Consider the following 21,214-nt stretch of genomic DNA (forward strand, 5'->3'; position numbering starts at 1 on the left):
CGCGTGAACATCTGGGCGGCGGATCGTACGATCCGCCGCCCTTTTCTTTTGCCTCAATCGGCCGCCACGTCGAAGGCCACCGTCATCCGCGTGCCGGCGCCGATCGGCCGGGTCCCGTGGAACAGCGTGCTGGGGAAAAGGACGGCGTGGCCCGGGCGAGGTGGGATCGTGGCCATAGCAGGCAGGTCGGTCCGCAGGTCCGACGGGGGGCGACCGAGTTCCAGCCACCCCGCGCACTCGTCGTTCTGCTGCGCCGGGGGGACGACGAAGTAGGAAGCGGACGAGACGATCCCGGCCGGGTGGATGTGCGACGCGTGGCGGCCTGCGCCGTTCAGCCGGATCGACCAGCTCCCCGTCACCTTCCACGGGCGGTCGCGATGGCGCAGCAGGGGATGCGCGGAATCGTGCGGGGGCAGGCCCGCGCGATAGCGCTCAATCGCGTCCGCGATGGCCTCGCGGATGGCGCCGATCGCCGGCTCGGCGCGCGCGAACAGGGCGCCGCGCGTCTGGCTGCCGTCCTTCACCGACTGGCCGACGGGCATCGCCGCGCGATCGTGCAGGCGGTGGAGCAGCGCGATCGCCGCTTCCATGGCCGCGGGGGGGAGGGCGAGCGGCGCATCCATCACGAGGCCGGGCTGACCGGACAGCCATGCGTGCCGGTCGTCGCCGGTCATGCGCCACGCCACGTCCAGCAGGCTCCACGCGAAGATGTCGTCGGCACGCGTCGCGACCACGCGCTCCAGCAGCGCCGCGGCACCGGCCGGGTCTACACGACGAATCCGGTGCCGCGCGCGGTGGATCGCCCAGGTCTCGCCGCCATCGTCGTGGGCGGACAGCAGCCGCTCTTCCCGCATCAGGTCGCCCGCCGCGCCCGCCGCCATCGTCTCCACCACGGCGAGCGGGGCGGCGTCAGGCCAGCGGCGCAATCCCTCGCGCGCGACATCGGCCGCCTCTTCATGCTGATCGACGCCCGCCAGCGTCATCGCCCAAGAGTGGAAGAGCGCGGCGGAGGCGCCGCCCGCTGCCGCGGCGGCATAATGATCGCAGAAGGAGTCGCGCTCGCCCATCGCCCACCGCAGCGCCGCATGCGCCTCCATGCCCTCCGTCCAGTCGGGCACCTGCGTCGCGAGCGCCTGCGTCAGCGCCAGCGCCTCGGCCGGGCGACCCGCCGCCTCATAGGCCTGCGCCAGCCCGCGGACGACGAAGCGATCGCCGGGCGCCGCGGCCAGGGCACGCTCGTGCCACGCGACCGCATCGTCCGCCCCGCGCTGCAGCGCGACCTGCGCGCGCCCCTGAATGGCGCGGGCGCTGGCGGGATCGGTGCGCAGCGCCGCGTCGTAGCTGGCCTGCGCCGCCGCGGGATCGTCCGCGGTAAGCTCGGCCGCGGCACGCGCGGTCCAGTAGCGCGGATGGCCGCGCAGCGACGCTTCGCGTCGCGCGAGGTCGGCCGCCGCATCGCGCGCGCGTCCCAGCCGGCCGAGCACGATCGCGCGGTTCAGCGCCGCCTCGGCATGGCTCGGCGCGAGGGCGAGCGCGCGGTCGAACCAGGCGAGCGCCGTCGCGTCGGATCGTTGTCCGGCATGGAAACTGCCGACACTGTTCAGCAGCGCCGCGTCGCGCGGATGCTGCGCGGCCGCTTCGTCGAACAGCCGCGCCGCCTCCTCCAGCCGACCGGCGCGGGCTGCAGCGAGCGCGCGCTCGCGCATCGCGGCGGCACTGTTCACCGGTCGCGGAACCAGCCGGTGATCGAGTAGCGCCCCACCGGCGCGAACGGCGGCACGTAGCTGACCGCGTGGAGCGCCGGGACGGCGAATAGGCTCAGCGCGTTGAAGCGCGGCTTGTAGCCGGCGATCACGTCGCCGTCCTCGTCGAAGAACTGGAGGTAGCCGCCCCAGTCGGGCCGCCAGTCCTCGCGGCAGAGGCTGAGCACATAGGCGACCCGCCATCCCTCCGCGGCGTGGCTGTCGATGTGCAATGGCAGGAATTGGTTGGGGGCGAACAGCGTCGCCTGTGCGTCGGCCTTGCGCAGCTCCGGTATGCTGGTGACGGTGCGGATCAGGTCGAGGAACGGCTGGTCGTTGAGGTGCTCCAGCAGGATGTCGTGCGGCCCGTCCGGGTTGGTCTTCGCGAGATAGGCGTCGAGGATCGGGTAGCGCGCGTAGGAGAAGGCATAGTCGCGCCCCTGCATCGACCGGAAGATCCGCTCGCCGGTCGCCTGCCGCTCCGTGGGCGATAATCGCGCGACCTCGCCCGCGTCCAGCCCGTGCGGCCCGTCCTCGCCCGCGCGCCATGCGAGGCCCCAGGGCGTGTCGCGCGCCAGCACGCGGTGCAGCGCGGCGGCGGCATCCTCGGTCAGCACGTCGCGAATCTGTACGCGACGATCGCGCGCGAAGCGCCGGGACAGGTCCGCGCGATCCAGCGCAGGGTTCAGGTCGAAGAGGGAAATCGGCACGGCAGCGCTCTTGTTGCGGCGCCGGCACGGGCCTAGCGCGGGAGGATGTCGACGCTTCCGCCTCTTTCCCTCAACCCCGCGCTGGATGCAACCGCGCTGGCGCGGCGCTTCGCCATCGACGGCCGCGTGCAGATCGCCGACTTCCTCCCGCCCGAGGTGGCGGACGCCTGGCATGCGATGCTGCGCGGGCGTGGGGACTGGGTGCAGGTGGTCAATTCGGGCGACAAGCTGTTCGAGCTGTCGCGCGAGGTCCGCGCCGGCATGGCCGCGGCGCAGCGCGAGGCGCTCGACCAAGCGGTCTATGCCGGCGCGCGCGACGGCTTCCAGTTCCGCTACGAGGCGATCCGCGTACCCGACGTCGCCGAGGCGCGGCGCGGCAGCGACGATCCGCTCGCCGCGCTGGCGCGCTTCCTGTCCGAAGGCGACGCGCGCGATTTCCTGCGGACGGTCACGGGGGAAGCGCGGATCGACTTCGCCGACGCGCAGGCCACGGCCTTCTCGCCCGGCGACTTCCTGACCGGCCACGACGATGCGGTCACGGGGAAGAAGCGCCACGCCGCCTATGTGCTGGGCCTCACGCCGGTGTGGCGGACGGAGTGGGGCGGCCTGCTGCTCTTCCACGACGGCCGGCGGATCGCCGACGGGTTCGTGCCCGCGCTCGGCACGCTCAACCTGTTCCGCGTGCCGCAGCGGCACAGCGTGACCGAGGTCACGCGCGCCGCCGCGTACCGCCGCTACTCCGTCACCGGGTGGCTCCGCGCGCGCTAGCCGACGCGCAGCGACAGCTTCCCGTCATCCTCGTCCACGTGCACGGCGGCGCCGTCCTTCACCTCGCCGCGCAGGATCAGCTCGGCCAGCGGATCCTGCAGGTAGCGCTGTACGGCACGCTTCAGCGGGCGGGCGCCGTAGACGGGATCGTAGCCCACCCGTCCGAGCCACGCGCGCGCGGCGTCGGTCAGGTCCAGCGTCACCTTGCGGTCCGCCAGCAGGCGGCCGACGCGGGCCACCTGGATGTCGACGATCGGCCCCATGTGCGCCTGGCCCAGCCGGTGGAACAGGATCACCTCGTCCAGCCGGTTGAGGAACTCGGGCCGGAAATGCGCGCGCACCACGTCCATCACCTGCGGCTCGACCGCCTCCACGTCCTGCCCCTCGTCCAGGTTCGCGAGATATTGCGAGCCGAGGTTCGACGTCAGGATGATGAGCGTGTTCGAGAAGTCGACCGTGCGGCCCTGCCCGTCGGTCAGCCGGCCGTCGTCCAGCACCTGGAGCAGCACGTTGAACACGTCGCCGTGCGCCTTCTCCACCTCGTCGAACAGCACGACCTGGTAGGGCCGCCGCCGCACCGCCTCGGTCAGCACGCCGCCTTCCTCGTAGCCGACGTAGCCCGGCGGCGCGCCGATCAGCCGCGCGACGGCGTGCTTCTCCATGAACTCGCTCATGTCGATGCGGACCATGGCGTTCGCATCGTCGAACAGGAACTCGGCCAGGGCCTTGGTCAGCTCGGTCTTGCCGACGCCGGTGGGGCCGAGGAACAGGAAGCTGCCCAGTGGCCGGTTCGGGTCCTGCAATCCCGCGCGCGCGCGGCGCACGGCGGTGGAGACGGCGCGGACCGCGTCGGCCTGTCCGATCACGCGCTTGCCCAGCACCTCCTCCATCTTCAGCAGCTTCTCGCGCTCGCCTTCCAGCATCCGGTCGACCGGCACGCCGGTCCAGCGGCTGACGACGCCGGCGATGTCGTCGCTGGTCACCTCCTCGCGCAGCATCGCGCCGGCGGTCGCGCCCTGCGCCTCGGCCAGCTCGCGCTCCAGCGCGGGGATGCGACCGTAGGACAGCTCGCCCGCCTTGGCGAGGTCGCCCTGTCGCTGCGCCTGCTCCAGCTCCAGCCGCGCGGCGTCCAGCTGTTCCTTCAGCTTCGCCTCGCCCGCGATCTTGTCCTTCTCCGCCTGCCAGCGCGTCGTCAGCTCGGCCGACTGCTGCTCCAGGTTCGCAAGCTCGCCCTCCAGCGTCTCCAGCCGGTCGACGCTGGCGGCATCGGTCTCGCGCTTCAGCCCCTCGCGCTCGATCTTGAGGCGCAGAATGCGCCGATCCAGCGTCTCGATCTCCTCGGGCTTGCTCTCCACCTCCATCCGGATCCGGCTGGCGGCCTCGTCCATCAGGTCGATCGCCTTGTCGGGCAGGAAGCGGTCGGTGATGTAGCGGTTCGACAGCGTCGCCGCGGACACGAGCGCGCCATCGGTGATGCGCACGCCGTGGTGCAGCTCGTACTTCTCCTTCAGCCCGCGCAGGATCGAGATCGTGTCTTCCACGGTCGGCTCGCCGACGAACACGGGCTGGAAGCGCCGCTGGAGCGCGGGGTCCTTCTCCACGTACTTGCGATATTCGTCGAGCGTGGTCGCGCCGACGCAGTGCAGCTCGCCGCGGGCGAGCGCGGGCTTCAGCAGGTTCGACGCGTCCATCGCGCCGTCGCTCTTTCCCGCACCGATCAGCGTGTGCATCTCGTCGATGAACAGGATGACATCGCCCTCGGCCGCCTTCACCTCGTCGATGACGCCCTTCAGCCGCTCCTCGAACTCGCCACGATATTTGGCGCCCGCGATCAGCGCGCCCATGTCGAGCGCCATCAGCGTCTTGTCCTTCAGGCCATCGGGCACGTCGCCGTTGGCGATGCGCAAGCTGAGCCCTTCCGCGATCGCAGTCTTGCCGACGCCGGGTTCGCCGATCAGGACCGGATTGTTCTTCGTGCGGCGCGCCAGCACCTGGATCGTGCGGCGGATCTCCTCGTCCCGGCCGATCACGGGGTCGAGCTTGCCGTCGCGTGCCGCCTGCGTCAGGTCGCGCGCGAACTTCTTGAGCGCATCGTAGCGGTCCTCCGCGCTGGCGGTGTCGGCGGTGCGCCCGCCGCGCAAGCTGACGATCGCGGCGTTCAGCGCCTCGGGCGTCGCATTCGCCGCCTTCAGCGCCTTGCCCGCCGCGGTGTTGAGCGACAGCGCGAGCGCCACCAGCAGGCGCTCGACCGTGACGTAGCTGTCGCCCGCGCGCGTCGCGATCTGCTCCGCCTGGTCGAGCACGCGCACCGCATCCGCGGACAGGCCGGGCTGGTTCTGCGCGCCCGATCCCGACACGGCCGGGATCTTCGCCAGCGCCGCATCGGTCTCCGCCAGCGCACGCTTCGGATCGCCGCCCGCGGCGGTGATGAGGCCGGAGGCCATGCCCTGCTCGTCCTCCAGCAGCGCCTTCAGCAGATGCTCGGGCGCGATCTGCTGGTGGCTCATGCGGATGGCGACGGTCTGCGCCGACTGGAGGAAGCCCTTGGCGCGGTCGGTGAATTTCTCGAGGTTCATCTGGTGTCCCTGTTGTGCTTGGGTGTCAGATGGTGTTGCGCGAAAGCAACACAAGGGGGTGGTGCTTGCACGCGAAGAGCTAGGCTGGCACCCGCACCTTCGCAAGGAGTGAGGCATGAAGCAGGTTCTGGTCACCGGGGGATGCGGCTTCGTCGGCCGGCACCTCGTCGCGAAGCTGGCGGCGGAAGGGGGCTGGACGATCTGGATCGTCGACGACCTGTCGACCGGCAAGGCGCCTGCCGACTGGGAAGTGCCGCGGCTGGTGCCCGCGGGCGAGGATGGCGGCGTCGCGCTGTACCGGGTCGACGGGTTCGATGCCGAGGTGCGCTTCGTCCACGCCGACTTCATCGCGGTCGCGCAGGCGGAACTGGGAATGACGCCCTCGCTCGGCCTGCCGCGGCTGCCCGCCTTCGCGGAAGTCTATCACCTCGCGTCGGTCGTCGGGGGGCGCAACGTGATCGACAACGATCCGCTCGCCGTCGGCATCGACCTGGCGATCGACAGCACGTTCTTCCTCTGGTCGGCGAAGGTCGCCCGGCCGGACCGCATCCTCTACGCCTCCTCCTCCGCCGCCTATCCGATCGACCTGCAGGAAGCGGGAGAGAGCCGCGCGCTGCGCGAGGAGGACATCTCGTTCGACAAGCGGCTCGGCCTGCCCGACTATACCTACGGCTGGAGCAAGCTGACCGGCGAGTATCTCGGCCGCATCGCGCACGAGAAATACGGGCTGAGCGTCGGCGTGGTGCGACCGTTCAGCGGCTATGGCGAGGACCAGGATATCGTCTATCCCTTTCCGGCGATCGCGCTGCGCGTGGCGGCGCGGCACGATCCGGTCCGCGTCTACGGGTCGGGATATCAGACGCGGGACTTCGTCCACATCGACGACGCCTGCGACGCCTGCCTGCTGGTGTGCCGCGGCGTCAGCGACGGCCGCGCGTTCAACATCGGCACCGGCGAGGCGACGCGCTTCCTCGACCTCGCTGCGAGCATGGTGCGAGTGGCGGGCTACCGTGCCGACGTGCTGGGAACCGAGGGCAAGCCGGTGGGCGTGGCGGAGCGCTATTGCGACCCGACGCGGATCGTGACCGAACTGGGCTGGCGGCAGACGATCCCGTTGGACGACGGCATCGCCCGGGCGCTCGCCTATGCGGAGGGGCGGCTGGCGCGGGGGGTGATGCCGGAGGTTCTATAGGTTCGCGCGAAGACGCTGAGCCGCGAAGACGCGAAGAGAAGAAGATTTGTTCGCGCGGAGGCGCGGAGGCGCAGAGAGGGCTCGCCTGTTTGTCCCGTCCCGCGTCAGCGAGGCTTTTACGATCGCGGCTGCCGCGGGTGAATGGCTGCTGCCAGCCGGGGCATTGCAGCCAGCGCAAGATCTCCGCGCCTCCGCGCCTCCGCGCGAACAAATCTTCTACCTTCTTCTTCGCGGCTTAGCGTCTTCGCGCGAACTCATCCCTTCTCCCACGTCTTCTCGCGAAGGTTCAGGTGCGTCGCGTTGCGCCGCGCCAGCCGCGGGCCGAGGAAGCGGTGGAAGTACCAGCCCTTCGCCGCCGATGGCGTGAAATGGTACAGCAGCCGCTCCACCCGCGTCCAGCGCACGCGGCGGCGGTCCGACCGGCGCGGGGAGGGAATGCACCACAGGTCGTAGGGGTAGACCGCTCGCCCCTGTCTCAGCACGCGCTCCATGATCTCGTGGTCCATCAGCACGTAGGGCCAGAAGCGGTGCGCATAGCCGCCCGCGGCCTTCAGCGCCGCGGTGCGGAACGTCTGGCCGAACCCGCCGGTGTGCGTCTGCTTCGGCCACAGCCGGCTGACGATCCGGTTGTGCCGCCGCTTGCGTCGCGCCTTTCCGGCATCCTCCGGCACGTCGGTCGCCATCGCCGCGACCACGCCGGGGCGCTCCAGCGCGGCCTCGGCGGTGGCGAGGTAGTGCGGCGGGTAGAAGGTGTCGGCATCGCCGAACGCGACCAGCTCGGTCTCGATCGACGCCATCGCCGCCTCCAGCGCGAAGATCTTGCCCGGCCGCGCTTCCGACAGGTGGACGACGTGCACGCCCGGCATCGCCCGCCGCGCGATCCGCGGCGACGCGTCGGTCGACCCGTTGTCCACCAACACCAGCCGGAATCGCCCGACCGTCTGCGCGGCCAGGCTGTCCAGCGTCGCGGCGAGGAACGCCTCCTCGTTGTAATAGGCGATGACGACGGTCCACCGCATCACGCCACCTCCGCCAGCGCGAGCAGCCGCCGGCACGCCGGCTCGCTGGATGTGAGGCCGTGCGTCGCCACCGCGTGGGCGCGCGCCGCCGCGCCCATCGCCGCCAGCCGCGCCGGATCGGCCAGCAGCGCCGCCACGTCGCGGCGGTAACTGCGCTCGGTGACGCGCAGGCCGCAATCGGCGGGCAGCACGTCCGCGCCGATGCGGTCGGCGAAGGCGACCACCGGCCGCGCGCACGCCATCGCCTCCACGATCGCGCGCGGGAACCAGTCGCGGCGCCCGGCGTGGAAGAACAGCTGCGACGCGGCGAGCAGCGTCGGCACGTCGGCGTTGCGCTGATGCCCCAGCCACTCGATCTCCGGATAGCGCGCCGCCAGAGTCGCGTGGTCCGGCCCGCCGCCCGCCACCGCGACGCGGTGGTCCACCGCCAGCGTGCCCACCTCGGTGAAGCTTTTGTACCGCGTCAGCCGGCTGACGGAGAGGACGTCCCACCGCGCGATCGCGGAGAGCGGCGCGAACAGCCCGGTGTCGATCGACTTGGGCAGTCGCTCGATCCGCGCCGGGTCGATCGCGCGCCGCCAGAAGCGCGGCGCCGGGTTCACCAGCCGCGTCTCCTGCATCGCGCATTCGGTCAGCACCAGCTGCGCGCGGGGCACCAGCCGGCTCCAATAGTCGCCGCCGATGACCACGGCGAAGCGGCGGCGATCCGGCTCCAGCACGCGGTCGAACAGGCGATAGCCCGCGCCGCCGTTGCTGCCGATCATGACGAACAGGTCGGCCGGGTCCGCCTTCGCCGCCGCGACCATCGCGTCGCTCCAGTGATCGCGCGACTTGGCGCCGCCGCCGTCCTGCGCGAACAGCCGGATGCGATACGGCGCGCCGACGCCCGCCGGAGAGACATGCTCCGCCGCCTCGCGCGCCACCCCCCACAACTCGACATCCGCGCCCATCGCCGATAACAGCGCCGGCATCCGGCGGTCGCGGTTGTCCCAGCGCAGCCATTCCGCGGGATCGGCGACCGAATGATAGGTCGGATAGGAGAGGACGACGACGATGCGGGTCATGGCAGGCGGCGGCCGGATACCAGCGCTCCCCCCCGCTGCCTAGGTCGAGCCGCGTGAAACCCACTCCCGCCCCCTTCGCCGACGACGGTCCGCGCATCTCCTGCCTGATGGTCACGGCCAACCGGAAGCGCCTGGCCGAGCGGTCGGTCGACTGCTTCCTCGCGCAGCGCTACCCCAACCGCGAGCTGGTGATCGTCGACGACGGCGAGGAGGATTACGCGCCGATCCTGGCGGCCATCCCCCCTGACCGCGTCATCCACCACCGTTTGCCGAAGAACCCGGCGACGACGCTCGGCGAGCTGCGCAACCTGTCGCTCGACATCGCGCGCGGGCAGCTGATGTCGCATTGGGACGACGACGATTGGTTCGATCCCGAGCGGCTCTCGCGGCAGATGGCGGCGATCGGCGACAAGGCCGCGGCGTGGATGCCCGCCGCGCTGATGCACATGGACGATCCGGCGTGGATCGACCGGCCGTACGTGGGCTATTTCAAGGGCGGCGCGCCCAGCACGATCCTGCACCGCCGCCGGGACGACATCCGCTACCCGCGCGAGCGCAAGGGAGAGGATTCGACCTACCGCGACCATTTCGTGCGGCTGGGCAGCGTCCTGATGGACGTGGACGACGCGGGGCTGCTGATCCGCTGCTTCCACGGGCAGAATACATGGGATCGCGACCATTTCGAGAAGCGCGTCGCGCTGCGTCCGCAGGACGTGGTCGAGTGGCGCGTGCGCCGGATGATCGGTCGCGAGGCGGGCTATTCCGCCTTCCGCCTGTCGCCGCGCCAGCGCGCCTCGTTCGACGCGTACGTGGCGCATTCGCGGATGCTGGGGCTGTTCTGAGCCACGTCGATCGCCTGCGCGACTGGGCGGGCACGCCGGCGGCGAAGCGGCTGGGCAAGGCCGCACGCTGGCTGTTCCTTGCCACCATGGTGCTGTGGCTGGTGCTGAAGGTGCGTGCGATCGGCTGGCGCGAGGTTGCCTCATCGCTGCCGGTGGAGCCGCTGTTCTACATCCTGTTCTTCGTCAACTTCCTCGTCCTTCCCGCGTCGGAGACGATCGTCTTCCGCTGGATCCTGCGCCGTCCGCTGCCCGGCGCCTTTCCCGTGCTGATCCAGAAGCGCGTCTACAATTCGGCGCTGGTCGGCTATTCGGGCGAGCTCGTGTTCCTCTTGTGGCTGAAGAACCGGCTGAAGCTGGCGACGAAGCCCGTGCTGCTGGCGCTGAAGGACAATGCGATCCTCTCCGCGGTGGCCTCGGGCCTCGTCACCGCCGGGCTGCTGGTGGCGTTCGCCGCGGGCGGGCACGCGCGTCAGATCGCGCATTGGCTGCACCCCGGTCCGGCGCTGCTGATCGCGGGCGGGCTGGGCGCCGCGTTCGTGCTGCCGCTGCTGTTCCGACTCCGCAAGCGGCTCATCACCTTGCCCGCCGGCACCGCCTGGGGCGTGCTGGGCATCCACGTCGCGCGGATCGCGCTGGTCGTGCTGTTGCAGGCGACGCAATGGGCGGTGGTGCTGCCGGCGGAGCGGTGGAGCACCTGGCTCGTCTTCCTGACCGCGCAGATGGTGATCTCCCGTCTGCCGATCGTGCCCAACCGCGACCTCCTGTTCCTGTCCGCCGGGCTGGAGATGAGCAACACGATTGCGGGGCCGCGCGCGGCGATGGCGGGGCTGCTGCTGGCGGGCGGCGCGCTGACGCAGGGGATGAACCTGGCCTTCTTCGTCATCACCGCGCTGCTGCCCAAGCCTCCGGTGGGGGAGGGGGAGCCGGAGGACGACGGGGAGAAGATCGCGGGCGTGCCGTGAGGCACCATAGTCGTGCTTCGCTCAGGGCGAACGGGCGGGGACCAATCCCTGCCGCCCGCTCAATCCACCCAGTCGAGGCCGATGTCGCGATAGACTCCGCGGTCCTCGTCCCAGCCGGGCTTCACCTTCACGTGGAGGTACAGGTGGACCGGACGCCCCCACAGCGCCGCCAGTTCCGCGCGGGCGCGTGCGCCGATATCCCTGATCCGCGCGCCGCCCTTGCCCAGCACGATCGCGCGCTGCGTCGGGCGCTCGACCAGGATCTGCTGGTGGATTTCCGCCGATCCGTCCTCGCGATCCTCGAACTTCTCCGTCTCGACCACGCTGGCATAGGGCAGCTCGGCGTGGAGCTGGAGGTAGAGCTGCTCGCGCGTCACCTCCGCCGCCAGCGCGCGCTCGGTCGCGTCGGAAACCTGGTCCTCGGGATAAAGCCACGGACCTGCCGGCATCGCGGCGGCCAGGGCGTTCTTCAGCTCGGCCACGCCGTCGCCGGTGGTCGCCGAGACGAAGAAGGTCTCGGCGAAGGGCGCGATGGCGTTCAGCCGCTCGGCGTGGAGCAGCAGCTTGGGCTTGTCGGCGACATCCACCTTGTTGAGGATCAGATAGACCGGCTCGCGGCGATCCTTCAGCGTCTCGGCGATCTCGATCACCTTGGGCGGCAGCCCGCCCTTGGCGTCGACCACGAAGGCGAGCACGTCCGCCCCCTCCGTCCCGCCCCAGGCCGCCGCCACCATCGCGCGATCAAGCCGGCGGCGCGGATCGAAGATGCCGGGCGTATCGACCAGCAGCAGCTGCACGTCGTCCTGGATCGCGACGCCCAGCAGCTTGGCGCGCGTCGTCTGCGCCTTGGGACTGACGATCGCGACCTTCTGCCCGACCAGCGCGTTGACCAACGTGGACTTGCCCGCATTAGGCGCGCCCACGACCGCGACGAGGCCGCAGCGCGTGGCCGAATGTTGAGAAGGTTGAGCCGCCGAAGCGTTTTCGACGCGGCTCATTCCCCGGCGAACGCTGTTTTCAGCCGCGAGAAGAACCCCTGCGACTGCGGGCATTCCTCGCCCGTTTCCGTCTCGCGGAACTCCTCCAGCAAGGCGCGCTGCTTCGTCGTCAGCTTCGTCGGCGTCTCCACTTCCACCTGGATGACGAGGTCGCCGTAGCCGCGGCCCTGCAGCACCGGCATCCCCGCGCCGCGCTGCTTCAGCTGCTTGCCAGACTGGATGCCTGCGGGGATCTTCACCTCGTGCCGCTTGCCGTCGAGGCCCGGAATCGACAGCGTCCCGCCCAGCGCCGCGGTGGTGAAGCTGACGGGCGCGCGCGCGAACAGCGTCGTGCCCTCGCGCTCGAACAGCGCGTGCCGCTTGACGTGGAGGAAGATGTAGAGGTCGCCCGGCGGGGCGCCGCGCGCGCCCGCCTCGCCCTCGCCGGTCAGGCGCACGCGCGTGCCCTCGTCCACGCCGGGCGGCACGTTGACGGCCAGCGTCTTCGTCTTCTCGACCCGGCCCTCGCCGCGGCAGTCGGGGCACGGGTCCGAGATGACCTGGCCCGACCCGTGGCAGTGCGGGCATGCCCGCTCGACGACGAAGAAGCCCTGCTGCGCGCGCACCTTGCCGTGGCCGTTGCAGGTGGTGCAGGCGTGCGCGTGCGTGCCGGGGCGCGCGCCGGTGCCCTGGCAGCCGTCGCACGGGGCGGAGATGTCGACGGTGATCTCCGTCTCCTTCCCGTGATACGCCTCCTCCAGCGTGATCTCCATGTCGTAGCGCAGGTCCGCGCCGCGGCGCACCTGCTGCCGCCCGCCGCCGCCGCGGCCGCCGCCCATGAACTCGCCGAACACGCTCTCGAAGATGTCGGAGAAGCCGCCAAAGTCCTGCGCCCCGGCACCACCGCCGCCGTTCCTGAAGGCAGCGTGGCCGAAGCGGTCGTAGGCGGCGCGCTTCTGCGGGTCCTTCAGACAGTCATAGGCCTCGCTGACCGCCTTGAACTTGGCCTCGCTGTCCTTGCAGCCGGCGTTCTTGTCCGGATGGTATTTCATCGCGAGCTTGCGATAGGACGACTTGATCGTCCCCGCATCCGCGGTGCGCTCGCATTCGAGCAGTTCGTAGTAATCGACTTCGGTCATCGTACGCCCCCGCCGTCCCGACCGTCACCCCGGCGGAGGCCGGGGTCCAGGGCCACGAGCGAGCACGCCCTTGGCTCTGGATACCGGCATTCGCCGGTATGACGGGGGAAGGTCATTTCACATTACTCCGGCGAGCTTACGCCTTCTGGTTGTCGTCGACCTCGGAGAATTCCGCGTCGACCACGTCGTCGTCCTTCTTCGGCTCCGCACCGGCGTCGCCCGCCGGCGAGGCGTCGGTCTGCGCCTGCTTCTCGTAGATCGCCTGACCGAGCTTCATCGCGACCTGCGCCAGCGCCTGGCTCTTCTCGTTCATCGCCTCGGGATCGCCGCCCTCGACCGCCGCCTTGGCAGCGTCGATCGCCGACTGGATCTCGCCCTTCAGCGCGTCGTCCACCTTGTCACCGTTGTCGGCCAGCTGGCGCTCGGTGGTGTGGATCAGCGATTCCGCGTTGTTCTTCGCCTCGGCGCCCGCGCGGCGCTTCTTGTCCTCCTCGGCGAACTTCTCCGCGTCCTGCACCATCTGCTCGATGTCGCTGTCGGACAGGCCGCCGGACGCCTGGATGCGGATCTGCTGCTCCTTGCCGGTGCCCTTGTCCTTCGCGCTGACGTTGACGATGCCGTTGGCGTCGATGTCGAACGTGACCTCGATCTGCGGCACGCCGCGGGGCGCGGGCGGGATGCCGACCAGGTCGAACTGCCCCAGCATCTTGTTGTCCGCCGCCATCTCGCGCTCGCCCTGGAACACGCGGATCGTCACCGCGCCCTGGTTGTCCTCGGCAGTCGAGTAGGTCTGCGACTTCTTCGTCGGAATGGTCGTGTTGCGGTCGATCATCCGGGTGAACACGCCGCCCAGCGTCTCGATGCCCAGCGACAGCGGGGTCACGTCCAGCAGCAGCACGTCCTTCACGTCGCCCTGCAGCACGCCCGCCTGGATCGCCGCGCCCATGGCGACGACCTCGTCCGGGTTCACGCCCGTGTGTGGGTCCTTGCCGAAGAAGTTCTTCACCGCCTCGCGCACCTTGGGCATGCGCGTCATGCCGCCGACGAGGACGACTTCGCTGATGTCCGCGGTCTTCACGCCCGCATCCGCCAGCGCCTTCTTCATCGGCTCGATCGTGCGCTGGATCAGCGGCTCGACCAGCTTCTCGAGGTCGGCGCGGCTGATCGACTTGACCAGGTGCTTCGGCCCGTTCTGGTCCGCGGTGATGAAGGGCAGGTTGACCTCGGTCGAGGCCGCCGACGACAGCTCGATCTTCGCCTTCTCCGCGGCTTCCTTCAGCCGCTGAAGCGCCAGCTTGTCCTTGGCGAGGTCGATGCCCTCGTCCTTCTTGAAGCCCTCGGCGAGATATTCGACCAGCTTGTTGTCGAAGTCCTCACCGCCCAGGAAGGTATCGCCGTTGGTCGCCTTCACCTCGAAGACGCCGTCGCCGATCTCCAGGATCGACACGTCGAACGTGCCGCCGCCCAGGTCGTAGACCGCGATCGTCTTGCCGTCCTGCTTCTCCAGGCCATAGGCCAGCGCCGCCGCCGTCGGCTCGTTGATGATGCGCAGCACCTCCAGCCCCGCGATCTGGCCGGCGTCCTTGGTCGCCTGGCGCTGCGCGTCGTTGAAGTACGCCGGCACGGTGATGACCGCCTGCGTCACCGTCTCGCCGAGGTAGGACTCGGCGGTCTCCTTCATCTTCTGAAGCGTGAAGGCGCTGATCTGCGAGGGCGAGTAATCCTTGCCGCCCGCCTGCACCCAGGCGTCGCCATTCTGCCCCTTCACGATGTGATAGGGGACGAGCTCGGTATCCTTCTTGGTGATGGGATCGTCGAAGCGGCGGCCGATCAGGCGCTTCACCGCGAAGATGGTGTTGTCGCCGTTGGTGACGGCCTGGCGCTTCGCCGGCTGGCCGACCAGCCGCTCGCCATCCTTGGCGAAGGCGACGATCGACGGCGTCGTGCGCGCGCCCTCGGCATTCTCGATCACCTTGGGCTTGCCGCCCTCCATGACCGAGACGCAGCTGTTGGTGGTGCCGAGGTCGATACCGATAACTTTTGCCATGAGTGCTTTGCCTAGCCCCTACGTGAATTGACCGGTGTGCGCCCCGTTACGGCAGCGCAACCGCGTTGACGGTGGCGATATAGGTGGCGTGCCCCGCCCCGCAAGATTACGGCGCACGAGGTTTGTTCCACGGCGGGAGGCGATCGCGTGAAGGTGGGTTCGATGGTGGCGGCGGCGCTGCTGCTCGCGGGATGCTCGGGCGGGGCGGAGCCCTCGGTCAGCGATGCCTGGGTGCGGCTGGCGGCGGTGCCGGAACGGCCGGCGGCGGGCTATTTCACGCTCCACGGCGGCGCGAAGGCGGCGACGCTGGCGCAGGTCGCCGCCGCGGGTGTGGCGCGGGTCGAGCTGCACGAGAGCCGCGCGACGGCGAACGGCATGATGGCGATGGACGCGGTGGCGAGCGTGCCGGTCCCCGCGGGCGGCACGGTGGCGTTCAAGCCCGGCGGCTATCACGCGATGCTGTTCGGCGTGCCCGGGTCGGTGAAGCCGGGCGCGACGCTGACGATGACGTTCCGCTTCGGAGATGGTCGCGCGGTGGAGGTGCCGGCGAAGGTGGTGAGCGCGGGGGAGGCGGGGCCGGAATAATATCCTTCCCGGCACGGGAGGGGGACCAGCGAAGCTGGTAGAGGGGGATAGCCGCAGGCGATGCGCTGCGTGGAGATCCCCCGCCACCACGCCGCTTCGCGTCGCGGTCCCCTCCCCGTGCCGGGAGGATAGATCAGCGCCGCCGCTTCTTCCTCGGCTTCTCGCGGCTCGACAGGTCCGCCAGCAGCGCCGCCGCCGCCGCGGTCTCCGCCTCCTGCTTGCTCGTGCCCTCGGCCTGCGCCGCGTCCGGACCGATCGTGACGGCCACGGTGAAGCGCGGGGCGTGGCCGGGGCCGGAGCGGTCGACCACGGCATAGGCGGGCACCGCGCGCCGGTTGGCCGCCGCCCATTCCTGCAACGCCGACTTGGGATGCTGCGGCGCGCGCGCGTCGGCGTGGAGCTTGTCCTTCCACCAGCGCCGCACCAGCGCGCGGGCCGCGTCCAGCCCGGCCTCCTGATAGATCGCGCCCAGCAGCGCCTCCACCACGTCGCCCAGCACGTTGTCGCTCTGCGCCGCGCCGTCGTCGCGCGCCTGCTTGCCGAGGCGCAGGTGCGCGTCCGCGCCGATCTCGCGCGCCACCTCGGCGCAGACCGCGCCCGTCACCAGCGCGTTGAAGCGCTTCGACAGGCTGCCCTCGGGCTCGTCGGGAAACGTCTCGAACAGCCATTCCGCCATGGCGAGGCCGAGGACGCGATCACCCAGGAACTCCAGCCGCTCGTAGCTGGCGCCCTCGCGGCTGGAATGCGTCAGCGCGCGCTCGAACCGGGCGGGGTCGAGCGGGGCGTGGCCCGTGACGCGCTCCACCCAGGCGGCGATGTCGCTCAAGAGCGCAATCCCCTCAGAACCCCTGGCCCAGCCGGTCCCAGCGCGCCGCCGTCACCCACGTCCACGGCTTGATCCACTCGGCCGATCCGTCGGTGGACCAGAAGGTGACGATCGCCTTGCCCTGGATGCGCTCCATCGGGATGAATCCCATGCCCTGCGGCGGGGCGAAGCGGCTGTCGGCGCTGTCGTCCCTGTTGTCGCCCATCAGGAAGACGTGACCGGCGGGCACCTGGTACACTTCCGTATCGTCCGCGACGGGGATGTTCTGCTGGTCGAGCACCTCGTACGACTTGCCGTTCGGCAGCGTTTCGCGGAAGCGCGGGTAGCGGCAGATCGGCTGCTGCTGCGCGTCCAGCGCCTGGAACGGGGTGCCGCACTTCTCCACCGGGAAATTGGGCGTGATCGGCACGATGAAGTCGGCGACGCGCTGCTTCGGAATGGCCTTGCCGTTCAGGAACAGCTGCCCGTCTCGCATCTGCACGGTGTCGCCGGGCAGGCCGATGATCCGCTTGATGACGTCGTGGTCGTCGGGCTCCATCGACCGGAAGACCACAGTGTCGCCCCGCGCCGGGTCGCGCGGCAGGATGCGTCCCGGGATCAGCGGCAGCCCCCACGGCAGCGACCAGCGCGAATAGCCGTAGTTCCACTTCGAGATGAACAGATAGTCGCCGATCAGCAGCCGCGGCAGCATCGATTCGCTGGGGATCGAGAAGGGCGAGAAGATGAAGGAGCGCAGGACGAAGACGATCAGCGCGAACTTCAGGAAGAAGCGGATCGTTTCGGCCGTCTCGCTCTTTTGCTTGCCGGGGGCGTCGGTGGTGGCCATGGGGTTCGCGCGTTGCGCGAGCGCGCAGGCGCCGTCAAGCAGGAGACGAACGAGATGGCCGACTGGTCGAGGATCGAGGCGCTGCCCAAGGAACGGCTGGAGGCGCTGTTCGCCGCCGACGAGGGGCGGCTGGCGCGGCTGTCGCTGGACGTGGCCGGCATCCACTTCGACTGGTCGAAGACGCACCTGACCGGCGACGCCATCGCCGCGTTCGAGGCGCTGGCGAAGGAGGCCGACCTCGCCGGCCGGCGCGAGGCGATGTTCGGCGGCAAGAACATCAACACGACCGAGGACCGCCCGGTCGAGCACACCGCCGAGCGCGGCGAGGGCAAGACGGAGAGCGTCCAGCGTGCGGGCATGCAGCACGCGCGGATGCGCGCGGTGATCGACGCCATCGAGGCGGAGGCGTTCGGCCCGGTCCGCTCGATCCTGCACGTCGGCATCGGCGGCTCCGCGCTCGGCCCGCACCTGCTGGTCGACGCGCTCGGCCGCGAGAGCGACCGCTACGACGTCGCGATCGTCTCCAACGTGGACGGCATGGCGTTGCAGGACGTGTTCGACCGCTTCGATCCCGCCACGACGCTGCTGGTGGTCGCGTCGAAGACGTTCACGACGACCGAAACGATGATGAACGCCGACAGCGTCATCGCCTGGATGCAGGACGCCGGGGTGGAGGACCCCTACGGCCGCGTCATCGCGCTGACCGCCGCGCCCGACAAGGCGGTGGAATGGGGCGTGGACGAGACGCGCGTGCTCGGCTTCGGCGAGGGGGTGGGCGGACGCTATTCGTTGTGGTCGGCGATCGGCTTTCCCGCCGCGGTGAAGCTGGGCTGGGACCAGTTCGAGGAGCTTCTCGAAGGCGCGGCGGAGATGGACCGCCACTTCCGCCTGTCCGCATTGCACGAGAACGCGCCGGCACTCGCCGCGTTCGCCGACCTCTATTACACGCAGGTCCGCAGGTGCGAGACGCGCGCTCCCTTCGCCTATGACGAGCGGCTGCGGCTGCTGCCGAGCTACCTGCAACAGCTGGAGATGGAATCGAACGGCAAGGGCGTGACGATCGACGGCCAGCCGGTCGGCCGGCCCACCGCGCCGATCACCTGGGGCGGGGTCGGCACGGACGCGCAGCACGCGGTGTTCCAGCTGCTCCACCAGGGCACGCACCTGGTGCCGGTCGAGTTCCTCGCCGTGATCGAGGCGGGCGACGCGCTCGATCCCGAGCATCACCGCCAGCTGCTGCTCAACGCCTTCGCGCAGGGCGCCGCGCTGATGAAGGGCAAGCAGGCGGACGATCCGGCGCGCAGCTACCCCGGCGACCGGCCGTCCTCGACGCTGCTCCTCGACCGGCTGGATGCGCGCACGCTGGGCGCGCTGATCGCCTTCTACGAACATCGCGTGTTCGTCAGCGGCGTGCTGCTGGGCATTAACTCGTTCGACCAGTTCGGCGTCGAGCTGGGCAAGGAGATGGCCAAGGCCGCGGCGAAGGGGGGCGGGGACTTCGACCCCTCGACCACGGACCTGATCGCGCGGGCCGGGCTGGCGTAGCCCGACTTCTGTCATGCCGGGCGTGTCCCGGCATCCACCGCGCCGCAAGGTGCGCCTGGTCGGGGAGAGGTGGACCCCGGAACACGTCCGGGGTGACGAGAAATGAGCGATTTCGACTACGACCTCTTCGTCATCGGCGCCGGCTCCGGCGGCACGCGTGCGGCGCGGGTGGCGGCGGCGCATGGCGCGCGCGTGGCGGTGGCGGAGGAGTATCGCGTTGGCGGCACCTGCGTCATCCGCGGCTGCGTACCGAAGAAGCTGCTCGTCTACGGCGCGCATTTCGCCGAGGACCTCAAGGACGCGCGCCGCTTCGGCTGGCAGGTGCCGTCCGAATGTGAGTTCGACTGGAAGTGCCTCCAGCAGAACGTGCTGGCCGAGGTGGACCGCATCAACACGGCCTATACGACGACGATCGAGAATTCGGGCGCGGAGATCATCCTGCAACGCGCCACCGTGTCCGGCCCCAACGAGGTGACGCTGGCGGATGGCACGAAGAAGACCGCGGCGAAGATCCTGATCGCCGTCGGCGCCCATCCCGCCGTTCCCGAATGTCCCGGGCACGAGCACGGCATCACCAGCAACGAGGCCTTCCACCTGGACGCCATTCCCAAGCGCATCCTGATCGCGGGCGCGGGATACATCGCCAACGAGTTCGCCGGCATCTTCCATCAGTTGGGCGCGCACGTGATCCTCATGAACCGCACGAAGGAGATCCTGCGCGGCTACGACCTCCAGATCCGCGACCGATTGTTGCAGATCAGCATGATGAAGGGGCTGGAATTCCGCTTCGACGCCACGTTCGAGGGGATCGAGAAGCAGGAGGACGGCTGCCTGAAGGTCAGCATGTCCGGCCACGAGCCGGTGACGGTCGACCTCGTCATGTTCGCCACCGGGCGGCGGCCCAACACCGACGGACTGGGGCTGGAGAGCGCCGGGGTCGAGCTGGACGACAAGGGCGCGGTGGTCGTGGACGAGGACAATCGCTCCACCTGCGCGTCGATCTATGCGGTGGGCGACGTGACGAACCGCATCCAGCTGACGCCGATCGCGATCCGCGAGGGGCAGGCGTTCGCCGACACGCATTTCGGCGGCAAGCCGACCAAGGTCGACTACGACTGTGTCCCCTCGGCCGTCTTCAGCCACCCGCCGCTCGCCGGCGTCGGCATGACGGAGACGGAGGCGCGGCAGAAGCTGGGATCGGTGAAGGTCTATTCCAGCGACTTCCGCCCGATGAAGAACGTGCTCGCGAACCGCGATGAGCGCGCGCTTTACAAGATGGTGTGCGACGGGGAGACCGACCGCGTGGTCGGCATCCACATGATCGGGCCGGATGTGCCGGAGATCATCCAGGCCGCGGCGGTGGCGGTGAAGGCCGGGCTGACCAAGGCGCAGTTCGATGCGACGGTGGCGCTCCACCCGACGATGGCGGAGGAGCTGGTGCTGCTGAAATAAGGGGGCGGGAGCTTTCCCGTTTTCCCGATGGCATCGTCGATTTCGGGAAACGCGGAGCGGGAACAGGTTTCGGGAACGTGGAACCTGCGGGTGGCCGTCACGGCAACTGGCATGGACAATTGCCTGCTTCCGGTTCGTTTTCGGGAATGATGCCGGCGCCGGTTGCAATACCATGATCGGCCAAGTGGTATGTCCCCATTCGACATGGCAGGGAGTGATCCGAAAAATCGCCCGGATACCAAGCATGTCCGATTGCCGGATCGCACACCTGACCATCACCAGGCACGAGGCACGCTCCCCCGATCCGAGCGAGGCTTGCCTTTGGCTCGGTTACTTCATCGAAGAAGCGCTTGAACGTGGCTGGGATGAGAACGAGCTTCCGCCCGACGCCATGCAGTTTGCCGCGCTATGGGCTTATCATGGCGAGCGCGCCAATGGCGGACATGCTCAATATTATGAGAACAGGGATGGCGATCTAACCGCGTTGCGGAACGTATCAGAACTTCTAGGCCGGATTGGGCTGGGCCAGCATGGCAAGCTGATCGATCACTTTATAGAGGTCGCAAACACAAATGAACATCGTCTTCATGACCTTTATGCCAGCGGCAACAACCAGGATGTGAAAGCTATATTCTACGATCTCGATGAATCGTTTGCGGAGTTGGAGATAAGCGAGGGCAAGCTTCTAGATCATCTTCATGACTGGGTTTTGCAGCAAAATTGGGTCGTTGTTGGTGGTGCGGATGGCCCGGCCAACACCGATTGGTTGCGGCACATCGTTCCCGAGCCTCCATTGCGCGCAGCCCGCATGGCTGCACGCGAGAGACGCCGTCACGCTGAACATCACGGGTCGATGATGGCCCTGATCCAGAAGCTCTGGCGCCGCTAACTACGGCCGACCTCCCGCATCTGGCTTCCCGATACTTGATCCCAATCGCAAAG

18 protein-coding genes are annotated in these 21,214 nt (G+C 69.5%); 8 read left to right on the forward strand and 10 right to left on the reverse strand.

Going from position 1 to position 21,214, the window contains the following annotated elements; translation table 11 throughout:
- Positions 1-53 precede the first annotated feature (53 nt).
- Positions 54-1,724, reverse strand: a complete 1,671-nt coding sequence (locus tag HBH26_RS21170; protein ID WP_168134226.1) for a putative 2OG-Fe(II) oxygenase — start codon at positions 1,722-1,724, stop codon at positions 54-56.
- Complete coding sequence (locus HBH26_RS08905; RefSeq protein ID WP_168133966.1) at positions 1,721-2,452, reverse strand: 2OG-Fe(II) oxygenase family protein; 732 nt, start codon at positions 2,450-2,452, stop codon at positions 1,721-1,723. The genes HBH26_RS21170 and HBH26_RS08905 overlap by 4 nt, the downstream gene beginning before the upstream one ends.
- 45 nt (positions 2,453-2,497) lie before the next feature.
- Here HBH26_RS08905 and HBH26_RS08910 point away from each other — a divergent pair, with 45 nt between their 5' ends.
- Positions 2,498-3,220: a 2OG-Fe(II) oxygenase gene (locus HBH26_RS08910; protein WP_168134227.1), complete on the forward strand. Its 723-nt coding sequence runs from the start codon at positions 2,498-2,500 to the stop codon at positions 3,218-3,220.
- Here HBH26_RS08910 and clpB read toward each other — a convergent pair.
- On the reverse strand, positions 3,217-5,796 hold the full coding sequence (gene clpB, locus HBH26_RS08915; RefSeq protein WP_168134228.1) for an ATP-dependent chaperone ClpB: 2,580 nt from the start codon (positions 5,794-5,796) through the stop codon (positions 3,217-3,219). The two genes, HBH26_RS08910 and clpB, sit on opposite strands and share 4 nt — an antisense overlap.
- A gap of 115 nt (positions 5,797-5,911) precedes the next feature.
- Here clpB and HBH26_RS08920 point away from each other — a divergent pair, with 115 nt between their 5' ends.
- Complete coding sequence (locus HBH26_RS08920) at positions 5,912-6,988, forward strand: NAD-dependent epimerase/dehydratase family protein (RefSeq protein WP_168134229.1); 1,077 nt, start codon at positions 5,912-5,914, stop codon at positions 6,986-6,988.
- A gap of 254 nt (positions 6,989-7,242) precedes the next feature.
- Here the strand turns inward: HBH26_RS08920 and HBH26_RS08925 are convergent, their stop codons facing one another.
- Together HBH26_RS08925 and HBH26_RS08930 are read right to left on the reverse strand one after the other, a co-directional pair.
- Positions 7,243-8,007, reverse strand: coding sequence for a glycosyltransferase family 2 protein (locus HBH26_RS08925; RefSeq protein ID WP_239024687.1), 765 nt, complete (start codon positions 8,005-8,007; stop codon positions 7,243-7,245).
- Entirely contained in the window at positions 8,007-9,071 is a 1,065-nt protein-coding gene (locus HBH26_RS08930) for a glycosyltransferase (protein ID WP_168134231.1), read from the reverse strand. The genes HBH26_RS08925 and HBH26_RS08930 overlap by 1 nt, the downstream gene beginning before the upstream one ends.
- A gap of 53 nt (positions 9,072-9,124) precedes the next feature.
- On the opposite strand from HBH26_RS08930, the gene HBH26_RS08935 reads away from it, so the two are divergent.
- Together HBH26_RS08935 and HBH26_RS08940 are read left to right on the forward strand one after the other, a co-directional pair.
- Positions 9,125-9,913 (forward strand): glycosyltransferase, encoded by a 789-nt coding sequence (locus HBH26_RS08935; RefSeq protein ID WP_168134232.1) that lies wholly within the window; start codon positions 9,125-9,127, stop codon positions 9,911-9,913.
- Positions 9,914-9,999: 86 nt separating this feature from the next.
- Positions 10,000-10,875: a hypothetical protein gene (locus tag HBH26_RS08940; protein WP_168134233.1), complete on the forward strand. Its 876-nt coding sequence runs from the start codon at positions 10,000-10,002 to the stop codon at positions 10,873-10,875.
- A 59-nt stretch (positions 10,876-10,934) separates the two neighbouring features.
- On the opposite strand, the gene era is transcribed toward HBH26_RS08940, so the two are convergent.
- The 3 genes from era to dnaK all read right to left on the reverse strand — a co-directional run bounded on the left by era (position 10,935) and on the right by dnaK (position 15,038).
- Positions 10,935-11,873: a GTPase Era gene (gene era / locus HBH26_RS08945; RefSeq protein ID WP_168134234.1), complete on the reverse strand. Its 939-nt coding sequence runs from the start codon at positions 11,871-11,873 to the stop codon at positions 10,935-10,937.
- Positions 11,870-12,991, reverse strand: coding sequence for a molecular chaperone DnaJ (dnaJ, locus tag HBH26_RS08950; RefSeq protein ID WP_168134235.1), 1,122 nt, complete (start codon positions 12,989-12,991; stop codon positions 11,870-11,872). Before dnaJ ends, era begins: the two co-directional genes overlap by 4 nt.
- 136 nt (positions 12,992-13,127) lie before the next feature.
- A complete protein-coding gene (gene dnaK, locus HBH26_RS08955; RefSeq protein WP_168134236.1) occupies positions 13,128-15,038 on the reverse strand; it encodes a molecular chaperone DnaK in 1,911 nt (636 codons plus the stop codon).
- Between the two features lie 147 nt (positions 15,039-15,185).
- Between dnaK and HBH26_RS08960 the strand changes: the two genes are divergently transcribed.
- Entirely contained in the window at positions 15,186-15,623 is a 438-nt protein-coding gene (locus HBH26_RS08960; RefSeq protein WP_168134237.1) for a copper chaperone PCu(A)C domain-containing protein, read from the forward strand.
- Positions 15,624-15,756: 133 nt separating this feature from the next.
- Here HBH26_RS08960 and rnc read toward each other — a convergent pair whose 3' ends face one another.
- Both rnc and lepB read right to left on the reverse strand, forming a co-directional pair.
- The gene (rnc, locus tag HBH26_RS08965; RefSeq protein WP_168134238.1) at positions 15,757-16,449 is read right to left on the reverse strand and encodes a ribonuclease III; all 693 of its coding nucleotides are present in this window, start codon (positions 16,447-16,449) and stop codon (positions 15,757-15,759) included.
- 13 nt (positions 16,450-16,462) lie between these two features.
- A complete protein-coding gene (gene lepB / locus HBH26_RS08970) occupies positions 16,463-17,275 on the reverse strand; it encodes a signal peptidase I (RefSeq protein WP_168134239.1) in 813 nt (270 codons plus the stop codon).
- Positions 17,276-17,329: 54 nt separating this feature from the next.
- On the opposite strand from lepB, the gene pgi reads away from it, so the two are divergent.
- The 3 genes from pgi (at position 17,330) to HBH26_RS08985 (ending at position 21,161) form a co-directional block, all read left to right on the forward strand.
- A complete protein-coding gene (gene pgi / locus HBH26_RS08975; protein ID WP_168134279.1) occupies positions 17,330-18,820 on the forward strand; it encodes a glucose-6-phosphate isomerase in 1,491 nt (496 codons plus the stop codon).
- Between the two features lie 102 nt (positions 18,821-18,922).
- Positions 18,923-20,272: a glutathione-disulfide reductase gene (gene gor, locus HBH26_RS08980; RefSeq protein ID WP_168134240.1), complete on the forward strand. Its 1,350-nt coding sequence runs from the start codon at positions 18,923-18,925 to the stop codon at positions 20,270-20,272.
- A gap of 214 nt (positions 20,273-20,486) precedes the next feature.
- The gene (locus HBH26_RS08985) at positions 20,487-21,161 is read left to right on the forward strand and encodes a DMP19 family protein (protein ID WP_168134241.1); all 675 of its coding nucleotides are present in this window, start codon (positions 20,487-20,489) and stop codon (positions 21,159-21,161) included.
- Positions 21,162-21,214: the final 53 nt, after the last annotated feature.

Origin of the sequence: Sphingomonas corticis (genome assembly GCF_012035195.1) — a bacterium.
In the GTDB taxonomy this organism is placed as follows: Bacteria; Pseudomonadota; Alphaproteobacteria; order Sphingomonadales; family Sphingomonadaceae; genus Sphingomonas; species Sphingomonas corticis.